Source organism: Paenibacillus oralis, from assembly GCF_003863965.1.
In the GTDB taxonomy this organism is placed as follows: Bacteria; Bacillota; Bacilli; order Paenibacillales; family Paenibacillaceae; genus Fontibacillus; species Fontibacillus oralis.
Genome location: NZ_RRCN01000001.1, coordinates 85979 through 105293, shown reverse-complemented (window position 1 = coordinate 105293; position 19315 = coordinate 85979). Strand labels below are relative to the sequence as shown.

The window sequence follows — 19315 nt, the reverse complement described above, 5'->3', positions numbered from 1 at the left end:
TACCTCTTATAGAAGGAGGAGGTCTTGCTTGAACATATTGTTGGCCACCTATTGGCCGTTTCCGCATATCGGCGGCGTATCGACCTACTTGAACATCCTTCGTTCCCGGCTCACGGAAGCCGGACATGAGGTGGAAATCCTTGCCCAGCATCCCGGCCTTTCTCATTATTATCTTGTTCGCGGCGGGCTCCGCTTGCGGAAACAAGACTTTCTTCCGCAAGCGGAGGAGGCGGTGAAATCGCGGTTTCGGCGGCGGAAAATTCCGCTAAGCCCGTGGATGCTCTGGAGGGAAAGCGAAAAATACGCTTTTGAACTGGCCTGCCAGGAGATCTCTTTGCAAGACTATGATTTGATTCATACGCAAGATATTATCTCTACCTTTGTATTACGCAGGGCCAAGCCGGGGCGTGTTCCCCTGGTGGCGACGATTCACGGTTGTCTGGCTACCGAATGGGCGGCGAATAACGAGATTCAGGCTCGCTCGCCGCTGGAACAACATTATCTGTCTTTGGAAGAATACTATGGCTCCATGTCCCCGGATGGTTTGATTTTGCCCAGCCGCTGGTTGTCTGGCAAACTATCAACGTTCGGAATTCGGCATCCCCGTGCTTGCATCATTCCTTACGGCTTGAACCAGGAATTGTACCGGGACGGGCAAGGCATACAGCAGATGAACTTAAAGGTGTCTACCTCGGTCCGGCCAAACATGATCATTGCCTGCCCTGCCCGCCTCGTGGCCATTAAAGGGCAAACTTATTTGATCGACGCGATGAAGCTGCTCGTACAGCAGCGCAGCGACGTCGTCTGCTGGCTGATTGGGGACGGAGTGATGCGCCAGGATTTGGAGCGGCAAACGCAGGAGCTTGGTCTTGAGGAGCATGTTATCTTTTGGGGCAAGCGGCATGATGTTCCGGAATTGATTTCCCGCGCTGACATCGTGGTGCTTCCTTCGCTCCAGGATAACTTGCCGTTTACGATCATTGAAGCGCATAGCCTGGGCAAACCGGTTGTCGCTTCCCGAATCGGCGGGATCGAGGAAATGGTCGAGGATGGGATCAACGGGCTGCTGGCGAAACCGGGAAATGCCGTTGATTTATGCGAAAAGCTGCTAAGGCTGGTGGAGGATGACCGGCTCCGGGAAAAGCAGTCTGCCGAAGCGCGGAAGCATGCGTTAACCGTGTGGAACGATATAGCTATGCTCGGGCAAACGCTGGAGGTTTATGCGCAGGCAACCGCCAGCCGGCCGCTGCCGCTGTTAAGGCAGGACTTTGTTTCCAGGTTAAGCGATGATTACCGGACGAATGCGCGCCTGGCGGCCGGCCATATACGGAATTTTTCCATCTTAACCGGAACGGTGGCCGATGCGGAGACCGGGCACACGCTGCCGGACATCCCTGTTCACTTGCTGGATTTGGCCGGCGTCGTTCTTCGGAGTACAGTAAGCGGCACCCACGGACGGTTTGAAATCCGCGATCTTCAGCCGGGAAATTATGAACTTGCGCTGTCTCACCCTCAGGCTGGGGTGATGACGCGCAAAATCACCGTCCTTCAGGCCGAATCAGTACTGATCGATATTTCGCTATAGAGGAGGGAATGATGTGAGCAATCGGCTGCCTTTTTATTTAAGGAAGCGACTCGAGGGTGAACGGGAGCATGACCGCTTTGGCGATGTGGTGCTGGCCGGAGACGTCAACGGGGACGGAATGGACGAATGGATCATTTCCGCGAGCACGGCAACCTATGTTGAGGACGAAGACGGCGTGAATCCGATTCCGCATTATTACTGTGGAAAAGTTTACGTATACTCGCATGATCTGAAGCCGCTTTTCACGCTGCAGGGCGAACGCTACGGCGATTGTTTCGGAGCCGCGGTCGCTTTGGGGGATATCAACGGCGACGGGAACCTGGAAATTATCGTCGGAGCGCCGCGGGCAAGCGCAGGCTCTTTGCTGGAATGCGGAACCGTATCGATTTACTCCGGGCGTACCGGGAACCTGTTGGAAAAGTGGAACGGTGGAGAAGATTACGCGCGTATGGGAGCGGCGCTGGCCGTTATGGATTGGAACCAGGACGGGATCACGGATGTGGCGGCTTCTTCGCATAATTTGGACCCGAACGGGACTGACCGGGATGGACGGGTGACCGTTTTTTCCGGCCGCGATCACTCGATTCTGGAAAGCTGGGAAGGAAAAAACAGGGAAGGCTTAGGCCTTTCTCTCGCTTCCGGAGATTTGGACGGCGACGGCAAGCCGGAGCTTATCGTAAGCGCGCCGCTCTACTCAGACGCCGGCATGACGCATAACGGGCGCGTACTGGTGTTTCGCGGCGGGGCTGCCCCGATGTTCGAATCCAGAGGAAACCGAAGCTATGACGAACACGGACGCAAAGTGGCTGCGTTTGATCTCGACGGGGACGGCATCGCCGATCTGGTCATCGGCTCGCCCAAAGCGGGTGGAGAATTTACCCGCGGCGGGGCGGTTGCGGTATATAATCTGGTTTCAGGTAAGCTGGTGATGGAGAAGGAAGGCTGGTTTGGACTTCAGGAGCTGGGGACCGATTAAAATATTTGATGGGGGATGACTACATGCCTGGAGCCAAAAGTAAAATCGTGAGTTTGTCGTTGTCCGCTGCATTGCTGGCCGGTATGATCGGCATTGCGGGCTGCGGCGACGGCACAGCCAAGAACAATGTACGGACGCAAAGCGTTCGGAACAACACCAATCGGAACTATGATGTCAACTCCCTTACCGATGGGAACCGTCTGTTTTCGCGAAGCGCGGGGAACGGTCAGGATCAACGGATCCGCTCCTTGAGATACAGCCCCGCGCTGAGCAATAAAGTCGCCCAGTTGGGCGATGTGCAGACGGCTCATGTCGTCGTGACGGATCGCGATGCGTATGTGGCTGTTACGCTTCACGGTAACAATAACGCCGTTAGGGGTAACATGGCAGGCCAGACAAACGCTTACGGCATGCGCGCTACCGGCATCGGTGCGGGAACGACGAATGCCGGCGGCCCCTTTGGCGCTGGTTACGGAACTCGCGGCGCTGGGGACAACGGGCTTGCCCGAGGACTGACAGGGCCTAACGCAACCGGAGGTCTTTTCGGCCCCCGCAACAACAACTGGTTCGGCATGGGAACCAATACCACCGGAACCGGGACGACCGGGAATACAACTCCCGGATATGGGACAACCGGATACGGTACTGGAAATGGCACAACCGGAACGGTTCCCGGCACCATGTACAATGGCACCGGCAATATGGGTATGAACAGCGTAAACCGGGGTGGAGGAACGACTGCGATTTACGGTACCGGCCCACGCACCGGCGTTGGAACTTTTAACGGTACGGGTACAGGCCGCTACAATGTGAACGGCACGGTTACCGATAACGTTCCTCAAGACGTCAAGAACCGCATTGCCAATACCGTGAAGCAAACGGCTCCTCATATCCGCAACGTGTATGTTTCCGGGAACCCCGACTTCGTGACCAACATGGGGAACTATGCTACCCAATCGCGCGGAGGCGGGACGCTGAACAATGTCATCGGCGACTTCCAAGCGATGATCAACCGGATTTTTCCGGGACGCACCGGAACGATGACCGGCCCGAACGGATATACACCTACAGGTCCTAACACCGGAGCGGGCACGATGGGAACTCGCGGTGGTCTCCGCACCGGCACCAACGGCGGTTTTTCGGGCGGTACGACCCGTTAAAGGAGAAACCGGCTAATCACAATGCATGCAGCAGCCCCCTTCCTCGCCGAAGGGGGCTTACTAATGCTTATTCGAAGGCGCCATCTTGTGCAACGAATCACAATTTTGAATTGCATAACAAAGCGATTTGAACACAATCTCTGTCAGCGCGGCATGTAGGTCAAACCCATGTTCGACCTGCTTTTAAGTTGGTTTTCGTTATGCGAAAGTGGAGTTATAATATCCTAAATTGAAAAGAACTATATGCTACTCCCATCACGTTGCAATATAAGGAATGGGAAATCCCACGAAGTGCAAAAGTGCAGGCGATTATCGTCGAAATTCCTCGAAACAGGTGGTTCAAATGTAAAAGTGCAGTTCATTTCCGATCAAAAGTTACTTTTTTATGGGTAGCCCTAAATGAGATGTACTTTTGCATTTCAATCGCTCTAAAATGGTGATTTACGGAAAATAGAATGCACTTTTGCAGTTGATCCCATCGGGTTATTCTTTATATTTATTTATTCTCGAACTAATAATATTATTTCCTCCGCAATTGCGAATGGGCTGAAACGTTTATTTTATTTGCAGCTTCTAACTAATCAGCGTTCAGCAGCCGCCCTTTCACCCAGACCTGCTGCAGCTCCAGATCGCCGCTTACCAGCAGCAAATCGGCTTGCTTGCCGGTCTCCACGGACCCAGTCAAATGATCGATCCGGATCAGCTTGGCCGGATTGCCGCTGGCCAGTTCGGAGACCCGCTCCACGGACAAGCCGACTTCCTGCACCAAATAACGGAAGCCGCGGATCATCGTCAGCGTACTGCCGGCCAGCGTACCTTCGCTGTCTTTTAGCGTGCAAACCCGGTCCTTCACGACGACCGGCAGATCGCCGAGCATGTATTCGCCGTCGCCGAGGCCGGCTGCCGACATCGCGTCCGTGATCAGCATCAGGTTGCTGCCGGTTTTAACGCTGGTAAGCAAACGGATTGCCGCAGGGTGTACATGGATGCCGTCGGCGATGATTTCCGCGCTGATGCCAGGCGCGCTGAGTATAGCTCCTACGGTTCCGGGTTTCCGGTGATGGAGCGGCGTCATGGCGTTGAACATATGCACGGAGTGGTTTAATCCGACTTCATATGCGGCCATCATTTCCTCGTAGGTTGCGTCCGTATGTCCGGCGGCGGCCGCGATGCCTTTTTTGCGCAAATAGCGGATCAGCTCATGCGAGCCTTCCCGTTCCGGCGCGAACGTTACCTGTTTGATCAGTCCGGGATACTGCGTATCCCATGCTTCCACCCATTCCCGGTTCGGCGGCACGATGTGTTCCGGATTTTGCGCTCCCGGCCATTTCGGGCTGATAAACGGCCCTTCCAAATGAACGCCAACAAGCTGGGCGTAAGGCATATCGCCCTGCATATAACGATGCACCTCGTCCAGCACGTGTTCGATCACATGCTTCGGCATCGTCATGGTGGTAGCCAGCATCGATGTCGTACCTTGGCTGCAGTGAAGCTTTGTAATCGCATCAAAGCCGCGCTGGCTTGGTGTGGAAAAGTCTTCGAGCATGCCGCCGTGCACGTGAACGTCGATAAAGCCGGGCAGCACGTAATTGCCGCTCGCATCGATCGTTTCGCAGCCGGCCGGGAGCGATAGCGGCGCGCCGGACGCGGAACCGACATAAACGATGAGCCCGTTTTCAACGACAACCGCCCCGTCGTGAATGATTCCGCGAGGCGTTACGACTTCGCCATGGGTCAGGATGAAATTCCGGCCGCTCATTATAACCACTTCCCGGCAGCTTGATCTACGACGACAACAACGTTGGAGTGGGTTTGCAGGAACGAGGCCGGGCATTTTGTCGTAATCGGCCCTTTCAGCGCCCGGGCGATCACTTCCGCTTTATCTTCGCCTTTGGCCATCAGTAAAATTTGCTTGGCATGCAAAATGGAGCCGATCCCCATCGTAATCGCATGCGTCGGCACCTCGTCAATGGAGTTGAAAAACCGCGCATTAGCCAGACGGGTCCGCTCATCGAGCTTTACGATATGCGGCGGTCCCTGCAGCTCCTCGCCCGGCTCATTAAAGCCGATATGACCGTTGTGGCCCAGGCCGAGCAACTGCAAATCGATTTGGCCGGCCTCGTCCAGCAGGCGCGAGTAATCCTCGGCCGCTGTTTGCGGATCGGCTTCCACGCCGGATGGCACATGGGTGTTTTCGGGCAAAATATCGATATGGTTGAACAGTTTCTCATCCATGAACCGGCGGTAGCTTTCCGGATGATCGGCCGGAAGGCCGATGTATTCGTCGAGATTGTAGGTCGCGGCCTGCTTGAAGCTGACGCTGCCCTTCCGGTAAAGCTCGATCAATTTTCCGTAAACACCGACCGGAGTGCTCCCGGTCGCCAGGCCAAGAATCGCCCGCGGATTGGATTGCAGCAGGCTGGTGATGATGCCCGCGCCGGTTTCGTTAAAATGCTCCTCATTGTGCGTTTTGATAATGTTCAGCATAAGTTTTGCCCTCCCTGAGTTTTGCGGTAAATTTGCACGTTTTGATACGAACTTTCCAGCTTGGGAATGTAGTCTTCAAACTCCAGGCTGACCATTCCCGTAAATAAAATATCGATGACATGCAGCTGGGCGATCCGCGATGCCATGTCGCCCCGGCGCATACCTTCCTCCAAGGAGGAAGAAAATAACGCGATATCCGCCAAAGTCGCCAGACGGTTTTGGCCGTATTGCGTCAAGGACAGGGTAACCGCGCCGCTGTCCTTGGCGCAGCGCAGCGCATCGATCGTCTCCGGCGTTTCCCCGGAATAGGAAATCGCCAGGGCGACATCGCCCGCCCCCAGTGAGGAAGCGGAGGTGATCTGCATATGGGAATCGGCGAAAGCGGTGCAGTTTTTGCCGATGCGGATCAGTTTTTGATAAAAGTCCTGAGCCACCACCGACGAGGTGGCCACGCCGTACAAATCGATGCGTTTGGCGCCGCACAGCGCCTTTACCGCTTGGGCCAGCTGGTTCATGTCCAGCAAGCGGGTGGTGTCGGTAATGGAGGCGAGGTGGTTCGCTTCCATGGCTTCGACGATTTTTTGCAGATCGTTGCCGGCAATGATGTCCTGATATTGCGTGTCCGCCGGTTTATGCGCCAGCTCGCCGGCCAGCTTCATTTTAAAATCGGGGAACCCTTTAAAATGAAACGTTTTGCAAAAACGCGTGACGGTCGAAGGGCTGACTCCGCACGTATTGGCTAATTCCGTTATGCCCAAATGGAGAACAGCCGCGGGCGATTCCAAAATATATTCCCCGAGTTTGCGCTCCTGCGTCGGCAGCGTGTCCAAATGGCCGGAGAGTGCGTGCAGGATTGGTGTCAAAATGACCTCCCCCTCATCTTATAGAGCTCATATTATCGTTGTGAAAATTATTTTTATATAATATACAAATATCATGAAAATTATTTTGATTCCATCATAATGGATTTTTCCCCGGTTTTCAAGGCCGTCCGCTATCGAAAGCTAGAGAGTTTCCTTGAATTTTGCCTGGCCGCATAATACACTTACAATAGGTTGGACCCTGTGGGGGTGAGGAAAGATACCTGTGTCAAAAGATGATCTCGACGCGTACATCGAGCGTATGGAAGTCGCTTGGTCGAGCACGTTCCGCAAAATGAAAAGCGAGCTGATGCATCATCAGGAGCTGGGTTTGACCGGACCGCAGTTTCATATGTTGTCGCTGATCGCCCGGCAAAAGACGTGCAACGTCAGCTATTTGGCGGACAAGCTTGAGGTGAAGCCCAGCGCCATCACGGTCATGATCGACCGGCTCGTGCAAAGCGGATACGTCGAGCGCCGGCATGACGAAAAAGACCGGAGAGCGGTATTGCTGTCGGTGACAACGCGGGGCGCCGAGGTATGCGAAGAAGCCCGGAAGAAGTCCCGGGAAGTGCTGAAATCCCATTTATCCCTGCTGGAACGGCATGAATTGGACGTGCTGCTTGGGATTATAGAGAAATTAGGCAAAGCGGGCAAAAGCAAGTAAAGGGAGCAAAGAAGAGGAGATACAAAAGACCGTCGGACGGTTTATCCGGCGGTTTTTTGTATGCGCTGACAGGCGTGGTCTTTTTCGGTCAAATCGATTTCGGCTTTCAATTAAAATTTTAATTAACCAGGGCTGGATCAAAGCGGTTCACGCCGCCATGCCTTCAAGTAGGGCAGCGCCCATTTTACCGCCGCACCGCACCATTGCCTCCGTTTCTTCATAAGATGTGTTGACTGTATCCCTTAACCTTGTTAAACCATAAAACCCGAGCAAGGAGGGGTGACGCATTTTGAAGAGCAGCGATCGTAACAGCAAATTTCTGTTGACTCATCGTGAGCGGGAGGTTTTCGAGCTTCTCGTGCAGGATAAAACGACGCGCGACATCGCGGGACAGCTGTTTATCAGCGAGAAAACCGTACGCAACCACATTTCCAATGTCATGCAAAAATTGAATGTCAAAGGTCGCGCGCAGGCGGTTGTCGAGCTGATCAAGCTTGGGGAGCTAAAAATCTGACGGTATTCTATATGGATGAACAGAAAACCGTAAACCTTCTTTTTCATTCCGTCATTGAAGCGGGAGGGAGAGGAGGTTTTTTTGTTTTGCCGGGGCTGGTACCTGCTAGCCCTCCCCTTGAATCCGAACGTTCTCTTCCCCTATTGCCCCGTTTCCCCTTCCGGGAGCATCAATGTCCAGCTCCGCCAAATCTCCGTTCAGCGACTTCAACCCGGGAAGCAGCAGTGCGGCGCAGGAGGTGAGCATCGGGAGCAGGCCCGCGGCCAAAATCATAACCTGCAGGCCAAATTGCTGAGCCACTGCACTCCCGACAAAAGCGCCTAAAGGCTGCAAACCGCCTCCGATCAGAAACCGGATGGCGTTCACGCGTCCCTGCAGGCGGCCGGGCACGAGCTTGCCGTGCAGTGATGAGCTGAGCGAGCCGAAGAACGGGCCGGACAATCCGGCGGCAAACACCACGGCCAGCGCGACCGGGTAGCTGTTTGCCAGTGCGAGGATCGTATTGAACAGGCCGATCGCCATCAGACTGCAAATCATCGCCATCCGCCGCTGCTTGATTTCCCGAAGCAGGGAGATGATGGCGAGACCGGTTAAGGTGCCGAGGGCGGCGGCTGTTGTCATCGTGCCCATGGCGGCGGCATCCCGCTGCAATATTTCGCGGACATAAGGGACCATCATCGTCCAGATGGCGATGGAGCTCATATTGCTGACCGCGACCATTCCCATGACCGTTAACATCGCCGGAAATTGCCTGTAGAAGCTGAACCCTTCGGCGATTTCCCGCAAGTAACCGGCAATCCCGGCATTGGAAGCATTGGACGGAGAGTTACCGGAATGGCGGTTTTTCGGCAGAAACAGAAGCATGACAATGGCCGCCGTATAGCAAACGGCATTAATCCAAAGCGCTGCCAGCGTCCCTAAACCGGCCACTGTGGCTCCCGCCAAAGCGGGACCAACCAAGGCCGCCGCGTTTCGGGATCCATCGATGACGGCAAAGGCCCGCGTCAGTTTGCGGCTGTCCGCTACATCCGGCACAAGCGCCATCGCTGTAGGCTGAAACAGGGCTGCGCAGGAGCCGCTAAGCCCTGCCGCCAGGAACAACTGCCACAGCTGTAGCCCGCCCATGAGACCGGCGGCCAGGGGAAGCGCGATGGCGAGCAGGCGCGTGGCCGCAAGACCGGCCATCAAGCGGCCTCGCGGGAGCCGGTCGGTGAGCGGGGAACCGAAGAGGCGCAAAACCAGCTCAGGGATGCCGGAGCTAAGCGCCAGCGCACCCATCGTTAGCTTGGACCCGGTGATCTCGTAGGCCAGCCATTCCATGGCGAGCAGGCCGAAGGCATCGCCAAACCCGCTTAAAGCAATCGTGGACAGCAGCCCGTAATAACTGCGTTTTTTCACGCGACCATCCCCTTACTTGATTTCATCCGGCCCGAGATAGCCGCCGATGCGAAGAGGCAGATCGTCCAGCGCTTCACGGCGCAGGCTGTATTCCACGGATTTGTAATCATCGCCTTTGGCGCGAATATGCACGATGACGAGCCCCGCCGCCCGGAGCGCGATCAGGTGGTAATGAATCGTGCTTTTGGATAAAGCGATCTTGCGCACAATTTCGGTAAAAGTCATCTGCTTGCGCGTCAGCAGTCGCAAAATGCGCAGCCGCGTCTCATCCGACAGCGCCCGGGTGATCCGCAGCAGCCTAGGAGCCGGGTATCCTTCCGCCGGCGGAAAAATATCGCAGGAGTAGCTGGTGAAAATGATCGTCTCAAAAATGCTTGAAGTAACCAGCGGGCGGGAATGGTACTGGGGAATAAGAACGGCCCGCCGCAGGGTATCGTTGGGATACAGCCTCATCCCCCCTGTGGCCTGCTCGTAAACCCCCATGCCGTTCGTTTCGTTCACTCGGGGCTTCAGGGACAAGGCCGCTTGCTCCAAGCCTTCGACAATGGCCGGATCGGTGCGGCTAAAATAACGCAAATCCCATTCCCGCAGCATTTCCGAGGCCAGATTACGCAGCTCCGGCAGATTGGACGGTACCGTTTGCCCGCAATCGGCGGAAATGTCGAACAATTGGCCTGTCGACAAACCTTCGAACCAGTCGAGAAAGGCGGCGGACGTACGGGCACCGGGACAACTCCAGATGAACGGAGAAAGGCTGAAATCCCCGAGCAGTTTGTAGGTTTCCCGCATTTTATGCAAGGTCACGGGAGCAAACAGATCCTGAACCTCCCGGACCCACGTTTTCCCCCCATCTATGGCGCCATGGTTTTGCTTGGTAAAAAAAGCGGTTAGGCTGGACACACACTCATAAATCGGGGCGAAATCCACTTCGACCTGATAATCCATCGCGATATACGTTTCCTTCCTTTGATTTTGGTTCTATAAATATAGAACATGACATTTGTTTTATAATAATCGAATGCGGAGATTTTGTCAATATTTCCAATCAGGACGCGTATTGTCACAAATAAAAAAGCCGTCCGGGTTCGGACAGCTTCTTTTTAATATTCGGCTTACAGCGATTTCAGATAATGGACGATCGTCAGCAGCCCTTTGTCGAAGTTTTCCAAGTTGAAATGCTCGTTCGGGGCGTGCAGGTTTTCGTCCGGTAGCCCAAAGCCCATCATGACGGCCGGGGCGGACAACACGCGCGACAACGTTTCGACGATCGGAATCGAGCCGCCGTCTTTGGTGAACAATGCGCGGGTGCCGTATACGGCGGCGTAGGCGTCGGCCGCTTTTTGCAGCATCGGGTCCGACGGATCGATCGAGAAGGCGCGGGCTTTTTCGGTAGCCTTAACGCTCAAGGTCGCGCCAGGCTGCAAATGCGCGCGCAGATGGCGTTCGATCCGGTCGATTGTGGCCTGCGGGTCCTGATCCCCGACGAGCCGGCAGGTGATTTTGGCGTGGGCTTCCTTCGGCAGCACCGTTTTGGTGCCCTCTCCTTGGAATCCGCCCCACACTCCGTTGAGTTCCAGCGTTGGACGGGCGCCTGTCCGTTCCACGAAGGAATACCCTTCTTCTCCGTACAGCGTCTCCAAACCGAGGTCACGTTTCAACTTCTCTTCGTCAAACTGCTGCTTGGCGAATTCCTCCCGCAATTCCGGGGTCAGCTCGGGCACCCCTTCATAAAATCCTTCCACCGTAATGCGGCCCTTCTCGTCATGCAGGGAGGCGAGCAGAGAGACCATCGCATGCAGAGCGTTCGGCACACCGCCGCCAAACGTGCCCGAATGCAGATCGGTATTGGCCGTATGAAGGGAAATCTCCAGAGCGCACAATCCGCGCAGGCCGATGCAGATCGCCGGTTTGCCCGGGGCCAGCAGCGCGGTATCGGAAATCAGAATGCAATCGGCCGCCAGCTTCTCCTGATTCGCTTCCAGGAAGGAAGGCAAATTCGGGCTGGTGACCTCTTCTTCGCCCTCAACGCAAAACTTGATATTGACCGGCAGTTGCTTCTCCTGTTTGAGGAGCGCTTCGACCGCTTTGATGTGCATGAACACCTGCCCTTTATCATCGGTGGCGCCGCGGGCGTACAGCTTGCCGTTCCGGATCGAAGGCTCGAACGGAGGCGTCTCCCACAGATTCAGCGGGTCCACCGGTTGAACGTCGTAATGCCCGTAGACCAGGACAGTCGGCTTGCCCGGAGCGTGCAAATGCTCGGCGTAAACAACGGGATGTCCGGCGGTCGGGTGGATTTCCACGCCTTCCATACCGGCCCGGCGAAGCGCGTCGGCGATCCATTCGGCCGCTTTCAGCACATCGCCTTTATGTTCGGACAGCGCCGAAATGCTGGGGATTTTCAGCAATTCCCCCAGCTCGTTTAAATGTTGTTCTCGGTGCGTGCTAAAATAAGATTGATAGTCCATCGTTTTTTTTGTTCCTCCCGAACTGGATTTACCAGTATATTCTACACCTTTTTTGCCAAGAACACGAATGAAGGTAACAAGATTTTGGAGCAATTTGCGCGGTTAGCTTAAAAATAACTTAAAAATCGTTCCCGTTTTTTTATCCTTATTTAAGGTATTCCCCGATGATTTCTGTTAAAGTCAGAATATGGTTAAAAAAGTTCGCTATACGAAGAAGGGAGTCTAGACATATGGAAGACAAGGAGAAAAAGGAGCTTGAAGCTGCCGGCGGGACGGCGTCAAGGCCGGAGGACGAAGCGACAGAAACGGAGGGAACTGCGGAAACAGCGGAAACAGCCGGTAAGGCTGAGGGACAAGCCCGCGGCACGGATGAACCGGCAGTGCAGCCGGAACATGAAGGCGCGGACAAAACAACGGGCGGCGCCGTAGAGCTGACGAAAGCGGAATACGACCCGGCTCTCGACGCGCAGCATACCGCGCAGGATGCCGGCGAACATGGTGGCGGGGACGTTCCGGTGATGGAGGCCGAGGATCTTGCGGAGCAGGGAACGCCGGTGCAGACAGCAAGTGGGGGCAAGCTTTGGCCGATCATTTCGCTGGTGCTGGCCGTTCTGCTTATCGTTGTGCTGATCAAACCGCCGTTTGCGACGAAGAAGGCCGAAGCGGTCGCGACGGTCAACGGCGTGGAAATTACGAAAGACCAATTGTACAATGAATTGGTGACCCAAGGCGGCGAGCAGGTGCTCTCCAGCCTGATCGACCGGCAACTGATAAACCAGGAAGCCAAGAAACAGAATATTACGATCACCGACGCCGATATCGACGCGGAAATCAAAGATACCTATATAGCTCAGTTCGGGTCCGAGGAAGCGCTGAATCAGGCTCTTGTTCAATCCGGCATGACTATGGAAGATTTACGGAACCAGCTTGTTACGACACTGGAGCTGACCAAACTGCTTGAACCGCAAGTCAAAGTCACCGACGACCAAGTCAAGGAGATGTTTGAGACATATAAAGAATCCTTCAATACGCCGGAGCAGGTTCGCGCATCCATCATCCTTGTGAAGACCGAAGCCGAAGCGAAGGACATCATCAAACAGCTGAAGGAAGGCGCGGATTTCGCGGAACTGGCGAAGAGCAAATCGCTGGATACGGCGACGAAGGAGCAGGGCGGGGATACCGATTTCTTTGCCCGCGGGCAGAAGGAAACGGCCGTTGAGGACGCTGCCTTCAAGTTGGCTAAAGATCAAATCAGCGACCCGGTGAAAACGAGCGAGGGTTATCAGGTCATCAAGGTAACCGACCGCAAGGAAGCGCACACGGCTACGCTGGAAGAGAAGAAGGAAGAAGTCCGTAAAATGCTGGTAAACCAGCAGGTTTCGCAAATGTCGGCCACCTGGCTGCAGAACCTTCGCAGCAACTCGAAGATTACAAATACGCTCACGGACGCGAACAGCGCCCCTGCAGCGCAGTAATATGAAAATGTCGCAAGTTTGTTAGATGGAGCCGCCGAAGCGATAGCGTTTCGGCGGTTTTTTTCGAGTATAATAATGTTAGAGCAACGCAGCATCGGCTGGTGCTGTATGGGAGGCTAAAGAGATGTCGGATTGGTATGAACGCAGCTTCGGGGAAGATTATCTGCTCGTGTATAAACATCGGGATCAACGGGGAGCCCGGCGCGAGGTGGAAAAGCTGATCGCCTGGCTGAACCTGCCGTCCGGGGCAAAAGTGCTTGATTTATGCTGCGGCATGGGGCGGCATTCGCTCGCTTTCGCCGAAGCGGGTTATGAGGTCACCGGGGTCGATTTGTCGGAGGTGCTGCTGCGGGAGGCAAAACGGAACGATCCTAAAGGGCTCGTGCAATGGATGAAGGCCGATATGAGAAAACTGCCGCTCGCGGGCGGCTTTGATGCGGTTGTAAACCTGTTTACTTCCTTCGGTTATTTTCACGACGATCACGAGCATGTCCAGGTGCTGCGGGAGGTGGCGAGAATGTTGAAGCCGGGGGGCGGCTTTATCATCGATTATTTGAACCCGGCGTATACGGCGGCGCAACTCGTGCCCCGGTCCGAACGGGTGGACGGGGATCAGCTCATCACCGAACGGCGCGCCATCGAGGACGGGTATGTCAAAAAGCATATCACCATCACGAAGGCGGATGGCGCGGGAGAGGGTGCGGACGGAGGACGGTCAAGGGAATATATGGAGCGGATCAAGCTGTATTCGAAAGCGGATTTTGCCGTTATGCTGCAAGAGGCCGGATTGATTCTGGAGCAAGTCCATGGGGATTACGGCGAAGACGCTTATGATCCCGAAACGTCGCCGCGGATGATTTTGGCGGGTAGCTGCCCATGAAGACGATGCTTTCGGAAATTCAAACCTGGGAAAAAGAAGGTGTCGTCCGGGTTCCCATGCCGATGGCCCCTCCGCTGCGCCGGGTAAACAGCTATGTGCTGCGCGGTCCGGAGGGGATCACGATCATCGATCCGGGGCCGAGGACCGCGGAAACCGAGCGGGAATGGCCGCTCGCCCTGCGCCAGCTTGACATCGCTGCTGGCGATGTGGCGCAAATCGTGGTGACCCATCACCATCCCGACCATTACGGACTGGCGGGATATTTGCAATCGATAACCGGGGCGGCCGTCCGCATGTCCCGGCGCGCATACGAAGAAACGCGGCTGATGTGGGGGAAGAACAGCGTCATGAACGAGGAGTTGCCCCGTCTGTTCCGGCGTCACGGCATGCCGCCCGTTTGGAACGACCAACTGCTGCCGCATCTGCAGAGCTTTTTCCCGCAGGTGACGCCGGCACCCGAGGTCGATTTTATCCAGGAAGGGGAAGCGGTGATGATGGGCGGGCGATACTGGCTGCCGGTCGAAAGCGCGGGACATGCCCCGGGCCACCTGTCCTTCTACGACCAGGAGCGCCAGCTGATGTTTTGCGGAGACGCGGTGCTGCCGCAAATTTCCCCCAATATCAGCTGCCTCCCGGGCAGCGACCCGCAGCCGCTGCAATCGTTCCTCACATCGCTCGAACGGTTTGGGAGCTACGAGGTGCAGATCGCTTTTCCGGGGCATCGCCATCCGTTTGAGCACTTCGGGGAACGCGTGCGCATGCTGCTGGGACATCACGAGGAGCGGCTGGCGCGCATCGAAGGGCTGCTGCGGCAGCGGCCGCACACCGGGTTTGCGGTTTGCGCCGCGCTGTTCGGCACCGATCTCGGCATCCATCAAATGCGCTTTGCCATGGCCGAAACGCTGGCCCATCTGGTCGAGCTGGTTCGCCGCGGGCGCGCCGAGGAGCGGCGGACAAGCGGTGGAGCCGCGGTGGAGTTTCATCTTACCGTGCGATAATCATACAAAAAGCGGCCATAGGCCGCTTTTTAACATTAGTGGAAGAAACTATACGCCACTCCCGCCACATTTGCGATATAAGGAAGAGGGGGAAATCCCACGAAATGCAAAAGTGCAGGCGGTTTTTGTCGAAACCCTCGAAACCGGTGGCTCAACTGCAAATGTGCAGTTCATTTCCGGCCAAAAGTTACTTTTTTATCGGATAGCCCTAAAAGAGATGTACTTTTGCATTTCAATCGCTCCAAAATGGAGATTTGCGGAAAATAGAATGCACTTTTGCAGTTGATACATGTTTCCACCCAAAGCTTCCGCTCTGATTCAGTGTAAACTCCGCCGGTAAATCACGGCTTTCCCCAATTACATCAAGGCTTACGAATCCCCGAATCAACGCTCGTCATCAAGCGCTTCCTCGCCCTGTTCCCGCTCCCGTTCCGCCTGCTTGCGGTGGGCGATCCGGCTGCTCGCCGAAGCGGCGATGGCGCCGACGATGTCGTCCAGGAACGTGTTTATTGGCCCCAGGGTTTTATCGTTCAACTTTTCCAAAATGCCCGGCTTCAGCTTGTCCACGTAACCGTAGTTGGTAAAGCCGATGCTGCCGTAAACGTTGACGATCGAAAAAGCCAAAATTTCATCGACGCCGTACAAGCTTTCGTCGTTCGCGATCATCTCCTGAAGTTCGGGGATAAGCAGCCCCTGCTCGGCCAGGATATCGAGCTGAATGCCGGTCAATACCGCGTTTTGCACTTCCCTTTTGGTCAGCACCTGCTCCACGTTATGTACGCATTCTTCCATCGTCAGGTTCGGGTAATATTTCTGCTGCAGAAATAGCACCAGTTCCGCGATTTGTTCGATCGTGACGCCGCGTTTGTGCAGCCATACCTTGGTGGCGTCGGCGACTTTTTTGCTGTTCAGACTGTAAGGCACTTTATGTTTCGGTTGTTCCATCCCCATACACTATCCCTCGCTATTCAGGTTCTTCTTGGCACAGATATGAAGCAGTTTGTCCACTTCCCTGAAAAATATAGTTATTTTTCAAAGAAGGGCTCGTATATATAGTAATACAAACCTAAGAAAAATGTTAGGGAGGAGCCAAAAAGACGATGAATAGGAACCGCCGTTTTCGGAACACGGCCGCCGTCAGCGTGTTAGCGTTTCCGCTGCTGCTGTCGGGATGCAGTCTGTTTGGGGCTGGTTCATCCGCCCAAATCGATCCGCCGCCCGCGGACGTGGAGGCGCAAATGCTGGAGTCGATCGGCGCCGAAAAGACAAGCTCGGAACAGACAAGCTTCATGACGGAGGAGGCGCTTTCGACGGTATATTTGGAGAACGAGCACGGCCTGCTGGCCCCGGTGGCGCTGCATTTGCCGGAAGGCGACGCATCCTTGAAGCTGAATCGAATGCTGGAAACGATCGTGCAGGATGGGCCGTACGACAGCCTGATTCCGGCCGGGTTTGCCGGCGTGCTTCCGGCGGGCACCGAGGTCAAAGCCGTGACCGTCAAGCAAGACGAAAAGTTGGCCGTCGTCGAATTCAACGGGGCGTTTGCCGATTATGCCAAGGAGGATGAACGGAAAATCCTCGAAGCTTTGACCTGGACGCTTACCGGAACTCCCGGCGTCGAGAAGGTCCAGCTTTGGGTGGACGGGGAAAAGCTGAACGAAATGCCGGTCGGCGGAACGCCGCTGGACCGTCCGCTTAGCCGCAGCATCGGCATCAATTTGGAGCTACGCGATGGCTCCAGCTTATCGCAATCGAGCCCGGTGGTTGTGTATTTCTCCGCGGCGACGCCGGACGGGGTGCAGTATTTTGTGCCGGTGACGCGGTTTGTCCCTGCCGGGAACGATCCGGTGCAAGCGGCGCTTGGCGAACTGCTCCAAGGTCCGCAGCGGGGCGATGGCCTGGAAAGAGTCGTGACGGACAATACCAAGCTGGAAAGCGTGGAGAAATCCCAGGACGGCGTCGTGACGGTATCGCTGCAGGACGACATGTTTGAAGCCGGCGAGAAGCTTCCGGCGCAGATGATGCAGTCGCTCGTGCTGACCGTGGCGCAAAACGCCGACGACAGCAAAGTGCGTATTTGGGTCAACGGGCAAAAAGAGGTCATCGGCATGGACAACCAAAAATACAGCGAACCCGTTGTGCGGCCCGAAACGATCAATGCCATTCCGCTTTGAGCTCCAGCCGTATGATTTTGGAGCTGAAAACATGAACGAAAAACCCTGCGCCGCAGGGTTTTTTTGTATGGCCAAAGCATGCGAAAACCCTGTGTCCGGAGGAATGGAAAGATGCTTTTATGACCACACTTTGGTAGAATAGGAAAAGCATATGGACAGCAAGAAAATGTAGGAGGCCATCAGAATGAGAAGTAACGGACGCGAAGCAAATGAGCGCCGCCCAATGAAGTTGACCGTAAACGTCAATAAATATGCGGAGGGCTCCGTATATATTGAGGTTGGCGACACGAAGGTGATGTGTACGGCGACCGTGGAAGAGAAAGTACCGATGTTTATGAAGGGGCAGGGCAAAGGCTGGGTGACGGCTGAATATTCGATGCTCCCCCGGGCGACCCAGACCCGGAATCAACGCGAATCGGCAAGGGGAAAGCTGAGCGGACGAACGATGGAGATCCAGCGCCTGATCGGGCGTTCGCTCCGTTCGGTCGTCGATCTGCAGGCGCTGGGAGAGCGCTCCGTCACGATCGATTGCGACGTGATTCAGGCGGACGGCGGCACGCGGACGACGTCGATCACCGGGGCTTTTGTGGCGCTGGCGCTGGCGATGCACAAGATCGTCCAAAAGCATGCGCTGCCGGTCTTTCCGATCACCGACTATCTCGCTTCCGTCAGCGTGGGCATCGTTGGACAGGAGACGCTCCTCGATCTGAATTATGACGAGGATTCCAAGGCGATGGTCGACATGAACGTCGTAATGACGGGCCGCGGCCACTTTGTCGAAGTGCAGGGAACCGGGGAGGAGAACCCGTTCTCCCGCGAGGACCTGGACCGGATGCTGGCGCTGGCCGAGAAAGGAATCCGGGAGATGATCGAGCAGCAGCGCGAAGCGCTTGGCCCCGTCGCCCTGCACATTCAAAGCGGACAGTCCGGATCGGCGGTGTAACCGATGATCGAAGGACCGATTATCGTCGTGGCCACGCGGAATCAGGGCAAGGTCCGGGAATTCGCCCACGCTTTGGAGCCCCTAAGCAAGCAGGTGCAGAGCCTGGCCGATTATCCGGACATCCCGGACATCGTCGAGGACGGCGAAACGTTTGCCGAAAACGCCCGCAAAAAAGCCAAAACGGTTGGCGACCACCTGGGACGTCCGGTGTTGGCGGACGACTCGGGACTGTGCGTCGACCGGCTGGGTGGAGCGCCGGGAGTTTATTCGGCCCGTTATGCCGGCGAGGGCGCTTCCGACGAGGACAATAACGAAAAGCTGCTGGCGGAGCTGGAGAAGGAGCGGCTCGGGGAAGATACCGAGCAGCCGCTGCTCAGCCCGGCGCGGTTCGTCTGTCATCTGGCGCTGTACGACCCGGCCACCGGGCGGTTTGTGGAAGCCTCCGGCGAAGCGGAAGGCTGGATCACATCCGAGCCGGCCGGAGGCGGCGGATTCGGGTACGACCCGCTGTTTTACCTGCCCGCCTACGAGAAGACGTTCGCGGAGCTAAGCCTGGAGGAGAAGCAGGCCGCCAGCCACCGCGGGGCGGCGCTGCGCAACCTGGCGGCCAAGCTGGCCCCGTAACCAAGCAGGCATTTTAGAGGCACAGTAATCGGAAAACCCGATGCTGTGCTTTTTTCATTGGATCGTGGAGGGGAGGAACACACGGCTTGCGTCTATGTGGAGGCCC

18 protein-coding genes are annotated in these 19315 nt (G+C 55.8%); 11 read left to right on the top strand and 7 right to left on the bottom strand.

Going from position 1 to position 19315, the window contains the following annotated elements; all coding sequences use genetic code 11:
* Nucleotides 1-28: 28 nt before the first annotated feature.
* From EHV15_RS00475 to EHV15_RS00465, 3 genes are read left to right on the top strand one after another with little or no spacing between them, the layout of a single operon-like run.
* Nucleotides 29-1585, top strand: a complete 1557-nt coding sequence (locus EHV15_RS00475) for a glycosyltransferase (protein ID WP_128629548.1) — start codon at nucleotides 29-31, stop codon at nucleotides 1583-1585.
* Nucleotides 1586-1598: 13 nt separating this feature from the next.
* Nucleotides 1599-2561 carry an FG-GAP-like repeat-containing protein gene (locus EHV15_RS00470; protein WP_128629547.1) on the top strand — a complete coding sequence of 321 codons (963 nt, stop codon included), beginning with the start codon at nucleotides 1599-1601 and terminating at the stop codon, nucleotides 2559-2561.
* A gap of 23 nt (nucleotides 2562-2584) precedes the next feature.
* A complete protein-coding gene (locus EHV15_RS00465; RefSeq protein WP_128629546.1) occupies nucleotides 2585-3721 on the top strand; it encodes a YhcN/YlaJ family sporulation lipoprotein in 1137 nt (378 codons plus the stop codon).
* 577 nt (nucleotides 3722-4298) lie between these two features.
* Here the strand turns inward: EHV15_RS00465 and nagA are convergent.
* From nagA to EHV15_RS00450, 3 genes are read right to left on the bottom strand one after another with little or no spacing between them, the layout of a single operon-like run.
* Nucleotides 4299-5480, bottom strand: a complete 1182-nt coding sequence (gene nagA / locus EHV15_RS00460) for an N-acetylglucosamine-6-phosphate deacetylase (protein ID WP_128629545.1) — start codon at nucleotides 5478-5480, stop codon at nucleotides 4299-4301.
* On the bottom strand, nucleotides 5480-6208 hold the full coding sequence (gene nagB, locus EHV15_RS00455) for a glucosamine-6-phosphate deaminase (RefSeq protein ID WP_128629544.1): 729 nt from the start codon (nucleotides 6206-6208) through the stop codon (nucleotides 5480-5482). Before nagB ends, nagA begins: the two co-directional genes overlap by 1 nt.
* Nucleotides 6202-7071, bottom strand: a complete 870-nt coding sequence (locus EHV15_RS00450) for a MurR/RpiR family transcriptional regulator (protein ID WP_128629543.1) — start codon at nucleotides 7069-7071, stop codon at nucleotides 6202-6204. Before EHV15_RS00450 ends, nagB begins: the two co-directional genes overlap by 7 nt.
* 223 nt (nucleotides 7072-7294) lie before the next feature.
* Between EHV15_RS00450 and EHV15_RS00445 the strand changes: the two genes are divergently transcribed.
* Both EHV15_RS00445 and EHV15_RS00440 read left to right on the top strand, forming a co-directional pair.
* Complete coding sequence (locus tag EHV15_RS00445; RefSeq protein ID WP_246061228.1) at nucleotides 7295-7735, top strand: MarR family winged helix-turn-helix transcriptional regulator; 441 nt, start codon at nucleotides 7295-7297, stop codon at nucleotides 7733-7735.
* A gap of 289 nt (nucleotides 7736-8024) precedes the next feature.
* Nucleotides 8025-8249, top strand: a complete 225-nt coding sequence (locus EHV15_RS00440) for a helix-turn-helix domain-containing protein (protein WP_009225122.1) — start codon at nucleotides 8025-8027, stop codon at nucleotides 8247-8249.
* Nucleotides 8250-8354: 105 nt separating this feature from the next.
* Here EHV15_RS00440 and EHV15_RS00435 read toward each other — a convergent pair whose 3' ends face one another.
* The 3 genes from EHV15_RS00435 to EHV15_RS00425 form a co-directional block, all read right to left on the bottom strand.
* Nucleotides 8355-9647, bottom strand: a complete 1293-nt coding sequence (locus tag EHV15_RS00435) for an MFS transporter (RefSeq protein ID WP_128629542.1) — start codon at nucleotides 9645-9647, stop codon at nucleotides 8355-8357.
* A 12-nt stretch (nucleotides 9648-9659) separates the two neighbouring features.
* Nucleotides 9660-10592: an ArsR/SmtB family transcription factor gene (locus tag EHV15_RS00430; protein ID WP_128629541.1), complete on the bottom strand. Its 933-nt coding sequence runs from the start codon at nucleotides 10590-10592 to the stop codon at nucleotides 9660-9662.
* A gap of 167 nt (nucleotides 10593-10759) precedes the next feature.
* Nucleotides 10760-12115, bottom strand: coding sequence for a dipeptidase (locus EHV15_RS00425; RefSeq protein WP_128629540.1), 1356 nt, complete (start codon nucleotides 12113-12115; stop codon nucleotides 10760-10762).
* 230 nt (nucleotides 12116-12345) lie between these two features.
* On the opposite strand from EHV15_RS00425, the gene EHV15_RS00420 reads away from it, so the two are divergent.
* The 3 genes from EHV15_RS00420 (at nucleotide 12346) to EHV15_RS00410 (ending at nucleotide 15468) form a co-directional block, all read left to right on the top strand.
* Complete coding sequence (locus tag EHV15_RS00420) at nucleotides 12346-13590, top strand: foldase protein PrsA (RefSeq protein WP_128629539.1); 1245 nt, start codon at nucleotides 12346-12348, stop codon at nucleotides 13588-13590.
* Between the two features lie 124 nt (nucleotides 13591-13714).
* Nucleotides 13715-14470 carry a class I SAM-dependent methyltransferase gene (locus EHV15_RS00415; RefSeq protein WP_128629538.1) on the top strand — a complete coding sequence of 252 codons (756 nt, stop codon included), beginning with the start codon at nucleotides 13715-13717 and terminating at the stop codon, nucleotides 14468-14470.
* Nucleotides 14467-15468: an MBL fold metallo-hydrolase gene (locus tag EHV15_RS00410; protein ID WP_128629537.1), complete on the top strand. Its 1002-nt coding sequence runs from the start codon at nucleotides 14467-14469 to the stop codon at nucleotides 15466-15468. The genes EHV15_RS00415 and EHV15_RS00410 overlap by 4 nt, the downstream gene beginning before the upstream one ends.
* 384 nt (nucleotides 15469-15852) lie before the next feature.
* Here EHV15_RS00410 and EHV15_RS00405 read toward each other — a convergent pair whose 3' ends face one another.
* Nucleotides 15853-16419 (bottom strand): phosphatidylglycerophosphatase A family protein, encoded by a 567-nt coding sequence (locus EHV15_RS00405; RefSeq protein ID WP_178075706.1) that lies wholly within the window; start codon nucleotides 16417-16419, stop codon nucleotides 15853-15855.
* A 149-nt stretch (nucleotides 16420-16568) separates the two neighbouring features.
* On the opposite strand from EHV15_RS00405, the gene EHV15_RS00400 reads away from it, so the two are divergent.
* The 3 genes from EHV15_RS00400 to EHV15_RS00390 all read left to right on the top strand — a co-directional run bounded on the left by EHV15_RS00400 (nucleotide 16569) and on the right by EHV15_RS00390 (nucleotide 19209).
* Nucleotides 16569-17642: a GerMN domain-containing protein gene (locus tag EHV15_RS00400; RefSeq protein ID WP_128629535.1), complete on the top strand. Its 1074-nt coding sequence runs from the start codon at nucleotides 16569-16571 to the stop codon at nucleotides 17640-17642.
* A 184-nt stretch (nucleotides 17643-17826) separates the two neighbouring features.
* Nucleotides 17827-18585 carry a ribonuclease PH gene (gene rph, locus EHV15_RS00395; RefSeq protein ID WP_128629534.1) on the top strand — a complete coding sequence of 253 codons (759 nt, stop codon included), beginning with the start codon at nucleotides 17827-17829 and terminating at the stop codon, nucleotides 18583-18585.
* A gap of 3 nt (nucleotides 18586-18588) precedes the next feature.
* The gene (locus EHV15_RS00390) at nucleotides 18589-19209 is read left to right on the top strand and encodes an XTP/dITP diphosphatase (RefSeq protein WP_128629533.1); all 621 of its coding nucleotides are present in this window, start codon (nucleotides 18589-18591) and stop codon (nucleotides 19207-19209) included.
* Nucleotides 19210-19315: the final 106 nt, after the last annotated feature.